This window comes from Mesorhizobium sp. M1A.F.Ca.IN.022.06.1.1 (genome assembly GCF_003952605.1).
GTDB lineage: Bacteria > Pseudomonadota > Alphaproteobacteria > Rhizobiales > Rhizobiaceae > Mesorhizobium.
The window spans coordinates 1,728,632-1,739,783 of sequence record NZ_CP034455.1 but is presented as its reverse complement, the minus strand read 5'-3'; the positions used below and the strand labels follow the sequence as shown (position 1 = coordinate 1,739,783).

Annotated in this window: 10 protein-coding genes; 3 read left to right on the top strand and 7 right to left on the bottom strand. The window is 63.5% G+C overall.

The genetic code is table 11. The annotated features are described in order from the left end of the window. Positions 1-10 precede the first annotated feature (10 nt). Positions 11-1,336, bottom strand: coding sequence for an FAD-binding oxidoreductase (locus tag EJ078_RS08515; RefSeq protein ID WP_127214259.1), 1,326 nt, complete (start codon positions 1,334-1,336; stop codon positions 11-13). 224 nt (positions 1,337-1,560) lie between these two features. Here EJ078_RS08515 and EJ078_RS08510 point away from each other — a divergent pair, with 224 nt between their 5' ends. Further along, positions 1,561-2,037 carry an Lrp/AsnC family transcriptional regulator gene (locus EJ078_RS08510; RefSeq protein ID WP_066989429.1) on the top strand — a complete coding sequence of 159 codons (477 nt, stop codon included), beginning with the start codon at positions 1,561-1,563 and terminating at the stop codon, positions 2,035-2,037. Between the two features lie 49 nt (positions 2,038-2,086). On the opposite strand, the gene EJ078_RS08505 is transcribed toward EJ078_RS08510, so the two are convergent. Further along, a complete protein-coding gene (locus EJ078_RS08505) occupies positions 2,087-3,028 on the bottom strand; it encodes a LysR family transcriptional regulator (protein WP_067327442.1) in 942 nt (313 codons plus the stop codon). 94 nt (positions 3,029-3,122) lie between these two features. Here EJ078_RS08505 and EJ078_RS30810 point away from each other — a divergent pair, with 94 nt between their 5' ends. After that, on the top strand, positions 3,123-4,064 hold the full coding sequence (locus EJ078_RS30810; RefSeq protein ID WP_306462661.1) for a hypothetical protein: 942 nt from the start codon (positions 3,123-3,125) through the stop codon (positions 4,062-4,064). Next, positions 3,959-5,176: an FAD-dependent oxidoreductase gene (locus EJ078_RS30805; protein WP_311202803.1), complete on the top strand. Its 1,218-nt coding sequence runs from the start codon at positions 3,959-3,961 to the stop codon at positions 5,174-5,176. Before EJ078_RS30810 ends, EJ078_RS30805 begins: the two co-directional genes overlap by 106 nt. Before the next feature lie 28 nt (positions 5,177-5,204). On the opposite strand, the gene EJ078_RS08495 is transcribed toward EJ078_RS30805, so the two are convergent. The 5 genes from EJ078_RS08495 to EJ078_RS08475 all read right to left on the bottom strand — a co-directional run bounded on the left by EJ078_RS08495 (position 5,205) and on the right by EJ078_RS08475 (position 11,138). Beyond that, the gene (locus EJ078_RS08495; protein WP_095776350.1) at positions 5,205-6,860 is read right to left on the bottom strand and encodes an ABC transporter ATP-binding protein; all 1,656 of its coding nucleotides are present in this window, start codon (positions 6,858-6,860) and stop codon (positions 5,205-5,207) included. Continuing rightward, a complete protein-coding gene (locus EJ078_RS08490; RefSeq protein WP_066989179.1) occupies positions 6,857-7,708 on the bottom strand; it encodes an ABC transporter permease in 852 nt (283 codons plus the stop codon). Before EJ078_RS08490 ends, EJ078_RS08495 begins: the two co-directional genes overlap by 4 nt. After that, the gene (locus EJ078_RS08485; RefSeq protein ID WP_066989177.1) at positions 7,705-8,655 is read right to left on the bottom strand and encodes an ABC transporter permease; all 951 of its coding nucleotides are present in this window, start codon (positions 8,653-8,655) and stop codon (positions 7,705-7,707) included. The genes EJ078_RS08490 and EJ078_RS08485 overlap by 4 nt, the downstream gene beginning before the upstream one ends. Positions 8,656-8,741: 86 nt before the next feature. Then, positions 8,742-10,352, bottom strand: a complete 1,611-nt coding sequence (locus tag EJ078_RS08480; protein ID WP_095776349.1) for an ABC transporter substrate-binding protein — start codon at positions 10,350-10,352, stop codon at positions 8,742-8,744. A gap of 63 nt (positions 10,353-10,415) precedes the next feature. After that, complete coding sequence (locus EJ078_RS08475) at positions 10,416-11,138, bottom strand: HAD-IA family hydrolase (RefSeq protein WP_127214255.1); 723 nt, start codon at positions 11,136-11,138, stop codon at positions 10,416-10,418. Positions 11,139-11,152 lie beyond the last annotated feature (14 nt).

The following is an 11,152-nucleotide window of genomic DNA, read 5'->3' as shown; positions in this document are numbered from 1 at the left end:
GCGTTTGAAACTAGAAGTCGGCGACCTTGCCCCACGCCGAAGCATCGAAACGCCGCGGATCGTAGGATTTCGGATCGACGATCGGCTCCAACCCGGTGACAAGATCGGCGACGAGGTGCCCGGCACCGGGTCCGATGCCGAAGCCGTGACCCGAAAATCCGGCAGCCAGGAAGAAGCCTGGAACGGCGTGTATCTCGCCGATGGCCGGCACGCCGTCCGGGGTGCTGTCGATGTAGCCCGCCCAGGCCGCGCTGATCTTCGTCTGCCGCAGCGCAGGCAGCAGCTCGAGCGCGCGGGCATGGGTCAGGCGGATGGTCGCCTGATCCGGCATCGGATCGAGGATACGCATCCGCTCCATCGGCGTTGGCCGGTCGAGCCGCCAGCGTTGGAGCGTTTCGTGGCCTGAGCGCACCCCCTGCAACCCGCCGGGCGCGAGGCTGCGCCAGCGCTTCAGGAACATGGGGACGAACTGCGAAGCGAAGCGCAGCTGCTGCGGCGTCACGTCGACGCGTCCGCGGCCGCTTATGGCGAGCGTGTAGCCGCCGTCACCGCGCCGCGTCGCCGAGATTTTTGCCGTGTGTAGCGCATCCGGCAAGCCCCCCGCGCCGGGCGAGACGGACAGGATGGAGGAGCGGATCGAGGCCTGCGGGAAGCGGAAGCCGAACTGACGGCAAAAGGAGGACGCCCAGGCGCCACCGGCCAAAACCGCCGCCTTCGTGCGGATCGTACCGCTTTCCGTGAGCACGCCGCACAGGCGACCGCCCTCGGTCTCGATACCGCGCGCGGCGCAATTCTGATGCACCGTGCCGCCAAGCTGGACGATGGCGCGGGCGACCGCTGGCGCGGCCTGCGACGGATCGGCGGTGCCGTCGGTCGGCGAGAAGACGCCGCCTTTCCAGGTACGGCCGGTGGCGCGGCCCCGCCCGCTGGCCTCGGCGCTGTCGAGCATGTGCGTGGTGACGCCCGCTGTTCTGGCGAAGTCACGCCAGCGCGCCCAGCCGGCCAGTTCCGCCTCGTCATTGCTGAGATAGAGCAGGCCGCAGCGGCGAAAGCCGGTGTCCTGGCCGCTTTCGGCCGCAAAGCGCTCCCAGAGATCGAGGCTGCGCGTCGCCATCGGCAGCTCGCGGGCGTCGCGGTTCTGTTGGCGGCACCATCCCCAGTTCCTGCTGGACTGCTCGGCGCCGATGCGTCCTTTTTCGACAAGCGCGACCTTCAAGCCGCGCCTAGCCAGGTAGTAGGCCGCGAAGACGCCGACAATGCCGCCGCCGATCACCACCGCATCCGCGGATTGCGGCAGTTCGTCGGATGTCTCGATCTGTTGCAGCGGCGCGCGCATGGTCCTCTCTCTGCCTTTGAGGCTCGAATCTAGCGCGTTGCGCAGGCAGCCGCTGCCGCAGTTATGCTTCAGGCAGAATTTTATTCCGTAGCGCGCAATGAAATCGAGAGTCCCTGCGTGTCAGAGCAGGCCCATCGGATAGACAGGCCTGCGGGCTGTGGTAGTGTCACGGCTAGAGAAGTGGCGGCATTTTGTGCTGTGGCTTGCGTTCTTCGGAGATGGACGTGAAACTGGATCGGATCGACATCAAGATTCTGCATGAATTGCAGAAGAACGGCCGCATCACCAATGTGGAATTGGCCGAACTGGTGCACCTGTCGCCGAGCCCGTGCCTGATGCGGGTCAAGAAGCTCCAGTCGGAAGGTTATATCGAGGGCTATTCCGCGCAGGTCAACATCGGCAAGCTCGGCCAGACACTGACCGTGTTCACCGAAATCACCTTGAAGAACCATCGCCAGGTGGACTTTGCCCGCTTTCTCGCCGTCGTCGAGAAGATCGATCAGGTCATCGAATGCCACCTCGTGTCGGGCGGTTACGACTATCTGATGAAATTCGTGACCGCCGGGATTGGCGAGTACCAGACGATCATGGAGCGGCTGACCGATATGGATATCGGCATCGACAAGTATTTCAGCTTCGTGGTGCTGAAGTCGCCGATCGTCAAATCGCACATGCCGCTGCCCAGCCTGTTTCCCATGTAGTCAGCGGGTAGCTGTGCCCGGGCGCTGCAGTTGTCTGCTGCGGTCCGGGCTACAGGACCCCGGGCTGCAATAGTGCGCGCAACGCTTTCAACTCGGCTTGCATCTCGGCGATCATCCAGGCGCGGATATCGGAGACGATCGGCCGCACTGGCCGTGAGCGAGGTGCAATCAATTCATGGATCCGTCCGGTGTTGATCTGCCTGTCCGAGGCCGGAACGAGCGTTGCCTGAAGCAGTGCCCTTGAGACATTGCTGAGCCAGCCGAGCGCCACGCCTTCTCCGTTCATCGCGGCTTGAAGCACGACCGCGTAGTCCGAGAATTCGAGCCATTTCGCCCTGCTGGTCTTGCGGTGGGCTACGCTGCCCCAGGCGTCCAGCCACTGCTCCTTGGCGTCGGTGAGATGAAGCAGGATATGACCTTCGCCGTCCGAGTCATGGTTCAAGCGGCCGTGGTGCGACAGATAGGATGGGCTGCACACCGGAACGATGATTTCCGGCGAGAAGGCCCAGCGGTGATAGTGGGTGTCGTCGTCGGCCAGGATTCTGGTGGCAAGCTCGACATTCTCGGCGGGTCCTCGCAGAACGCCGGCGATGAGTTCGAACCTCAGGTCCACGTCGGGAAATCGCGTGTTGAACGCCGTTAACCTCGGAACGAACCAGTGCGTAGCGAGAGAGCTCGAGAGCGAAAGGGTAACCACCGGCTTTGCGGCACTGTTCCGCTTGATCGTGCCGATCGCCTCCTCGATGCCGTCAAATCCTTCCCGTACAGCCGAATAGAGGGCGCGCCCCTCCGGGGTCGGGGACAATCCCGTTGGACCGCGCGTGAACAGAGCCACGCCGAGATCGGCCTCCAGCTGAGCGATGCTGCGGCTGATCGAGGGTTGCGTGACGTTGAACTCGCGCGCTGCAGCCGTGAAACTTCCTGAACGGACAGCGGCCTCGAAAACGAGGAGTCCGCGTGCGGATGGAACGAGTTTTGCGAAGCCAGCCATACGCCAAGCGTATAGCCGCCCCAACAATTTTCAAGCTTTCCTGCGGTCCTGCAAATCGCGAACTATAACCCTCATGAATGGTTCGGAGCAGCATGTGCCGGCAGCGGCATTCCAAGCGGGGAGCACATCCGGCGATCCACTGCTTCAGCCGTTTCGGCTCAAGGGTCTAACGCTGCGCAACCGCGTCGTCAGCACCAGTCATGCCTCAATGCTGGACGAGGGTGGCCTGCCGCTCGAGCGCTATCAGCGCTATCATGAAGAGAAGGCGCGCGGCGGCCTGGCGATGACTATGGTCGGCGGCTCGGCGATGACGTCGCCCGATTCGAGCTGGGGCGGCGGTCAGCTGGATCTTTCCAGCGATCGCATCATCCCTCATCTCCAATCGCTGTCGCAGCGAATTCATCGCCACGGCGCGACGGTCATGTGTCAGGTCTCGCATCTCGGCCGGCGAGCTACTGCCTATGCCGGTCACTGGTTGCCCCCGGTTGCGCCGTCACGCGTCCGCGAGACGCGAAACCGGAATTTCCCCAAAGAAATGGACGCCGCGGACATCGACAGGATCGTCAAGGACTACGCCAGTGCCGCCAGGCGCTGCGTTGACGGCGGCCTGGACGGCGTCGAGACCGTCACCGGCGGCCATCTGATCGGCCAATTCCTGTCGCGCAGAACCAACAGGCGCACGGACGCTTTCGGCGGCTCGCTGGAAAACCGCGCGCGCTTCGGGCTGATGGTTCACGAAGCGATCCGCCGCGCGGTGGGCGACGACTTCGCCGTCGGGATCCGCTTCGTGATCGACGAGGCGGTCGACGACGGATCGGATTTCGAGGAAGGCCTTGCCTTCGCCCGGCTGTTCGAGCGCGAGGCCATGTCGATTTCTTCAACTGCATCTTCGGCCGCATGGACACCGACTTGTCGCTGGCCGAGCAGAATATGCCCGGCATGTTTATCAGGAGCGCGCCGTTTCTGCCGTCGGTTGGGCAGTTCAAGCGGGAAACCAGGCTGCCGGTCATCCACGCCGCCGCCATCAGGGACGTAGCCACGGCGCGGCACGCGATCCGCGCAAACCTTGTCGATCTGGTCGGCATGACTCGAGCGCATATTGCCGACCCGCATATCGTCAACAAGGTGATGAGGGGCGAAGAAGACCGCATCCGCCCGTGCGTCGGCGCGTCCTACTGCCTGTACAAGAAGGTCCATTGCATTCACAACCCCGCCAGCGGCCATGAAACGACCGTCAGCCACATCATTGACCGGACCGAAACGCCGAAACGGGTGGTCGTCGTCGGCGGTGGTCCGGGCGGGATGGAAGCGGCCCGGGTCGCCGCCGAGCGCGGGCACAGCGTGACCTTGTTCGAAGCTGGGGCCCGGCTCGGCGGGCAGGTGCTCGTTGCGGCCTCGGCTTCCGACCGCAAGGATCTGATCGGTATAGTCGACTGGCGCGCCGAAGAGCTCGCGCGCCTGGGCGTGGATGTCCGTCTCAACACCTATGCGGACGCAGATGGAGTGCTTGCCGAGAAACCGGATGCCGTTATCGTCGCCACAGGCGGCATCCCGGACATGGAGTGGCTGGAGGGCGCTGAACATTGCGACAGCGTCTGGGATATCTTGACCGGGGTCATGCCCGCGAAGGCCGATGTGCTCATCTACGATGAGACTGGACGCCAGGCCGCCATATCCTGTGCCCTGCATCTTGCCCGCCTGGGACATGCGGTCAGCCTGGCCATGGCTGACGACACCCTTGCGATCGAGACACCCTATCCGGACCGGGTCAGTTTCCGCAAACTCGCGTCCGAACTCGGCATCCGGGTCGTCGGCGATCTGCGGCTCATCAAGGCAGCGCGCCACGGCAACGGCATCGCCGCTCGGTTCCGGCATGAGCTCACCGGTGCAGAAACGGAAATGACCGCGGCCCAACTCATTGTCGAGCGCGGCACGGCACCTGTGGAAGATATCTATCAGGAATTGCGTGCCCGCTCCGCCAATGAGGGCGTCACCGACATCGCGCTCATGACGGGAGTGGCGACAAAGGGGGTGCAAGGGCTCCAAGCTCCAGGATCCTTCGTCCTGCACCGCATTGGAGACGCGGTCGCCAGCAGGGACATCTACTCGTCAATCTATGAGGCCTACCGGCTCTGCTCGCAACTGTAGTCCGGCGAATCCCCTACGGTCAGTTTGGTCAGCGGTGGCCGTACTGGCTGACCAGCTCGGGGTCGCGGACGAGGCCGTCGAGCCAGGTCGGATCGAGCTTCGGCACGGAGGAGAACAGAAGTTTGGAATAGGGGTGCGTGGGCGACTTGACCTTGTCGGGCGTGATCTGCTCCACCCGCTCACCATTGTACATGACCATGATCTCGTCGCAGATGGCCTCGACGACGGAGAGGTCGTGGCTGATGAAGATATAGGAGAGCCCCAGCTCGCGCTGCAGCTCCTTGAGCAGCTCGATCACGGCGGACGCTACAACCGTGTCGAGCGCTGAGGTGATTTCGTCGCAGATGATGAGCTTCGGACCGGCCGCCAGCGCGCGCGCGAAGTTCACGCGCTGCTTCTGGCCGCCCGAGAGCTCCGAGGGATGACGGTAGCGCAGCGACCTCGGCAGGCGCACCATGTCGAGCAACTCGTCGACACGCTTCGAGCGCGCCTGCCTGTCGAGCCCGTGATAGAAGGCCAGCGGTCGCGAGATGATGTCCTCAATGGGCTTGGCGGGATTGAGCGCGGTATCGGCATACTGGAACACGATCTGCATCTCGCGCAGTTGGTCGCGAGTGCGTTTCCGGGCGGCGCGCTCCAGTGCCTTGCCGTCGAAGACGATATCGCCGGTCGCCGCTGGATGAATGCCCGCGATGGCGCGCGCCAGCGTCGATTTTCCGCAACCGGACTCGCCGATGACACCGAGATTGCGGCCCTTCTCCACGATCAGGCTGACGGAATCGACCGCGCGGATAACCGGCTGCCCGTCACGTTTCACCGGGCCGTATCCGGCTATCAGATTGTCGATGCGAAGCAGCGGTTTTGGTCCGGAATCTTCATCGGCGCGTATCTGCCTCGACTTCGGCTCGAAAGCGGCCAGCAATTCCCGTGTATAGGGATGCTGGGCAGCCGAAAGGATTCCGGCCGTCGTGCCGGTCTCCTGCACCTCCCCGCCCTTCAGCACCACGATGCGATCTGCGATCTGGGCGACGACCGCGAGGTCGTGGGAAACGTAGACACCCGCTATGCCGCCCGCCTTCATCACCGACTTGAATGCTTTGAGCACGTCGATCTGGGTCGTCACGTCGAGTGCGGTCGTCGGTTCGTCGAAAATGACCAGTTTGGGATCGCCGATCAGCGCCATGGCGGCCGCCAGCCGCTGCAGTTGCCCGCCTGAAACCTGGTGCGGATAACGGGCGCCGATCCCGTCCGGATCAGGCAGCGACAAGGCCCGGAACAGCTCGACCGCGCGCTTTCGCGCCTGCTCGGGTGGCATCAGGCCGTGGATGCGCGTGACTTCGATCACCTGCTCCATGATGGTCGACGAGGGGTTGAAGGCGGCGGCGGCGCTTTGCGGAACATAGGCGATGTCGGTGCCGCGCAACCTGGCGCGTTCCCGCTCGGTAAGCGCAGCCATGTTCTTGCCGTTGACATTGATCTCGCCGCCAGTAATCCGGCAGCCGGGCCGCGCATAGCCCATGAGGGAGAGCGCCACCGTCGTCTTGCCGGAGCCGCTCTCGCCGATCAGGGCGACGATCTCGCCATCGGCGATGTCGAGGCTGACGCCCTTGATGATTTCGACCAGACGTCCGGCGTCGGTCTTTGCCTCGATCCGAAGGTTTCTGACCTCGACGAGATTGGTCATGCGTCCCGGTCCCTGATCTTCTGCGGCAGGTTGTCGATTAAGAGGTTGACGCTAATGGTCAGGCTGGCGATCGCCAGCGACGGCACGATGACGGCCGGGGCCGCGAAGGGCAGGCCGCCGATGTTCTCGCGCACCAGCGCGCCCCAGTCGGCTAAAGGCGGCTGCAGACCGAGCCCGAGGAAGGACAGGCCGGAGAGCAAAAGCACGATGAAGACGAAGCGCAGGCCGAAGTCGGCAAGCACAGGCCGGATGATGTTCGGCAGGATCTCGGAGCCGATGAGATAGATAGTGCTCTCGCCGCGGACGCGGGCGACGGTCATGAAATCCATGGTGTTGATGTTGACGGCAAGCGCCCGCGCGAAGCGGTAGGCGCCCGGGATGTAGATGACGGCGAGCGTCAGGATCAGCACCGGGATCGATGAGCCGACCGCGGCGACGACAACAAGGCCGAACAGCTTGCTGGGGATGGAGTTCATGGCGTCGAGGAAGCGGCTGAGGCAGGTATCGAACCAGCCGCCGGTGACGGCCGCGATCATCCCCAGCACGACCCCCGAAAAGCAGGCGATCGAGACGGCGGCAAGCGATATGCCGACGGTGTAGCGTGCGCCCATGAGAACCCTGGAGAGCATGTCACGCCCTAGATAATCCGAGCCGAGCCACAGGCCCTGGCGCATCGGGCCGAAATAGTCGTCGTCGACGATATCGCCGATCGGATGGGGAATGATGTAGGGCGCGAAGATCGCGACCAGCGTCCACGCCAGAATGACCAGCGAGGCCACGACGCCAACGAGGTTGTAGCTGTGGCCCAGGAAGGACCGTCGGGAGGATGCCGCACGCGCCACTGTCATCTGAGCCTCGGGTTGGACATGATGGCGACGATGTCGGCGGCCGTGATGAGCAGGAGATAGCCGAGGCAGAAGATCATCGCGCAGCTCTGGATCAGCGGGAGGTCGCGGGTCGCGACCGCATCGACCATCAGCTTGGCGATGCCGGGATAATTGAAGATCGTCTCGACGATGATGACGCCGCCGACCAGATAGGACAACGAGAGCGCGACCGCGTTGACGATCGGCCCAAGCGCGTTCGGAAGGGCGTGCTTGAGCACCATGCGGCTGCGCGAGGCGCCTTTGAGAAGCGCCATCTCGACATAAGGCGTTGAGAGCGTTTCGATCACCGCGGCGCGCGTCATGCGGATCATTTGGGCCGAGATGACGAAGGTGAGGGTAATCACCGGCATCGAATAGATGCGCACGAGGTCGGCAAGCGAGTGCGCCTCGTTGACCGAAGACAACGCCGGCAGCCATTTCAGATAAACGGCAAAGAGCAGGACGGCGAGGGTCGCGACCATGAATTCCGGCACGGAGATCACGCCGATCGAAAGCACGGTGACGGTGCGGTCGTAGACGGAGCCGCGCAACATGGCGGCGGTGATGCCGAGCGTCAGCGCCAGCGGCACCGAGATCAGCGTGGTGATGCCGGCGAGCTTCATGGTGTTGACGAAGCGCCCGCCGATCAGGGCCGCGACCGGCATTTCGTTGGCGTAGGAGGTACCGAGATCGCCGTGGAGCAGACCGACAAGCCAACGCAGGAAGCGCAGGATCGCCGGATCGTTGAGATGCATGGCCTCGCGCAGGCCGGCGACCGCCTCGGGCGTCGCCGCCTGGCCAAGCAGGATCGACGCTGTGTCGCCCGGCAGCATGCTGGTGGCGAAGAACACGGCGAACAGGACGATCAGAAGGGTGACGATCGCGATCGCCAGCCGCTTCAGCACGAGGTTTAGAACCCCAGACTTCATGGAAGCTCCCTGCGGTTGCGTTCGGCCAAACAATCTTGCGCAATGCAGTGCAGGGGACCGGCTGACCGGTCCCCTGCAGGCGCCTCTCAGGCTTCGAGCCAGAGGTATTCCGCCATTGCGTACCCCATCATGCCACCGAGCGGGTTCGCCTCCAAACCCTTCACCTTGCTGGAAAGGGCATCGACGTTGGAGATGTAAGCCGGGATGATGGTGCCTGCTTCCTCGGAGATCATGGTCTGCATCTGCCCGTAGATCTCCTTGCGCTTGGCCTGGTCGAGCAGGCCGCGCGCCTCGACGAGCAGCTTGTCGAACTTCTCGGACTTGTACTGGCTTTCGTTCCAGGGCGCGTTGGAGGCGTAAAGCAGCGAGAACAGGATGTCCGGCGTCGGGCGCGGATTGATGTTGCCGAAATGGACAGGCGCCTTGAGCCAGTAATTGTCCCAGTAGCCGTCGGATGGGACCCGCTGAACGTCGAGCTTCATGCCGATTTCCGCGCCGGCGGCCTGGATGATGACCGCCATGTCGATCGACGAGGTCGCGGCGTCCGAGGCGACCACCGGAATGGACTGGCCGAGCAGGCCCGCCTTCTTGAAGTGGAACTTCGCCTTGTCCGGATCGAAAGCCTTCGGCTTGAGGTCCGCATTGTGGAAGATGTTCGCCGGCGAGACGGGCTGGTCGTTGCCGATTTCGCCGAGGCCGCGCAACGCCGATTTCACGATCTGCTCGCGGTTGACGAGGTATTTCATGCCGGTCACGAAATCGGCCTTGCTGCCCGGATCCATGTCGAGCCGGATGTTGAGGTCCGTATAGTTCCCCGAGGTCGTCTTCGACAGTTCGAAACCCTGCTGGCTCTGCAGCAGCTTCATTGCGCGCGGATTGATCGCGGCAGCAAAATTGATATCGCCGGAAAGCAGGGCGTTGACCCGGGCGCTGTCGTCGCTGATGGCGATGAATTCGAAGGAGTCGAGATAGGGCTTGCCCGACTTCCAGTAGTTCTTGTTCTTGGTGACGACCGAACGGACGCCCGGTTCGAACGTCTGCAGCACGAAGGCGCCTGTGCCGTTGCCCTTGGAGAAGTCGGTGGTGCCGTCGGCCACGATCATGAAGTGGTGCAGCGCCAGGATGGTCGGAAGGTCGGCATTCGGATCGGCGAGGGTGATTTCGACCGTCGATTTGTCGACCGCCTTGAAGCCGGTCATCTGTGCGGCGATCTTGGCGACCTTGGAGCCGACCGACTTGTCGAGATGGCGCTTGAGCGAAAAGACGACGTCGTCGGCCGTCAGGTCCTTGCCGTCGTGGAAGGTGACGCCCTTGCGCAGCTTCACCGTCCAGGTCTTTGCGTCCTTGCTGTCGATGCTTTCGGCCAGTTCCATCTGCGTCTTGCCATCCTTGTCGAGGAAGGTCAGACGGTTATAGAGCGAGCAACACCGGACATAGTCGGTGGAGAGCGATGCCTTTGCCGGATCGAGCGTGTCGGCCGTCGATGACGACCAGCCGGCCGCCTTGAAGTTTCCGCCGGAGACCGGCGTGGCGGCGACGGCCTGCGTGGCACGGCCAAGCACAACGCCGCCCGCGGCAACCGCGGCGCCGCCGGCCAGCAGCATCTTGAGGAGTTCGCGGCGGCTCGCGCCTCGCCGGATGGCGTTTTCGACCATCGCATCGTCTGCTCCGGTCCAGTTGGTGATCTTGTCGGTCATGTCATTCCCCTTTCGTTGGTTGGTCAGGACGCGCGTCTTGCTGCGGCTTTTCCGGGCTTGGGTTCAGGTTCGTTCTTTCATGCTCTCCCGCACGGCCGCCGCAAACGCGGCCATCGAGGTGAAGTGGTAGTCCGGCACGGTGAAGCGCTCGGGCTCGATCGTGCCGCCATAGCCCTTCTGGGCATGACGGCGCTCGATCCAGCAGTTGGTCATGCCGAGCGCCCGGGATATGCCGATGTCGTGATGCTGGCTTTGTGCGACGTGCAGGATGTCGTCCTTGCTGTCGCCGCGCGACGCCACGAAATCGAAGACCTTCTGGAAAAAGGCGGGATCCGGTTTTTCCGTGCCGGTATCGTCGGCGGTGAAGGTGGCAAAAAAGGGCGATCCGAGCTGCTTCTCGAAATGGTCGAGAGCCCAGCGCCGGGCATTGGTCATGGCAATCAGCTTATGGGACGTCGCAAGGTCGGCCAGCGCCGCCTTGCTGTCGGAGAAGCCTCGCCAGACGCTGGCCGAATCCCGCAGGCGGGCGCCGTATTTCTCCTCGGCCGGCAGGCCGAGCCGCGGTGCGATGACTGTGTAGACACGCGCGAGATCGTCGGGGAACAGGTTCGCATCGGGCATGTAGCGGGCCTGCCGGTAAAGGGCCAGCGCTTCTTCGCCGTCGATTGAGACACCGGCCTCCGCAGCGATCCCGGCCAGGCAGGTTGTTATGCCGCCTTCGAAGTCGATCAGCGTGCCGACCACATCGAAGGTCATGTATTTGAATTCGCTAAAGCCCCTGGCCAAGACTGGCTCTCCTC

Excerpts from the sequence above, each read along its gene's own strand:
- EJ078_RS08515 (WP_127214259.1), bottom strand. The coding sequence starts at position 1,336 with ATGCGCGCGCCGCTGCAACAGATCGAGACATCCGACGAACTGCCGCAA.
- EJ078_RS08505 (WP_067327442.1), bottom strand. The coding sequence starts at position 3,028 with ATGGCTGGCTTCGCAAAACTCGTTCCATCCGCACGCGGACTCCTCGTT.
- EJ078_RS30805 (WP_311202803.1), top strand. The coding sequence starts at position 3,959 with ATGCCCGGCATGTTTATCAGGAGCGCGCCGTTTCTGCCGTCGGTTGGG.
- EJ078_RS08495 (WP_095776350.1), bottom strand. The coding sequence starts at position 6,860 with ATGACCAATCTCGTCGAGGTCAGAAACCTTCGGATCGAGGCAAAGACC.
- EJ078_RS08490 (WP_066989179.1), bottom strand. The coding sequence starts at position 7,708 with ATGACAGTGGCGCGTGCGGCATCCTCCCGACGGTCCTTCCTGGGCCAC.
- EJ078_RS08485 (WP_066989177.1), bottom strand. The coding sequence starts at position 8,655 with ATGAAGTCTGGGGTTCTAAACCTCGTGCTGAAGCGGCTGGCGATCGCG.
- EJ078_RS08480 (WP_095776349.1), bottom strand. The coding sequence starts at position 10,352 with ATGACCGACAAGATCACCAACTGGACCGGAGCAGACGATGCGATGGTC.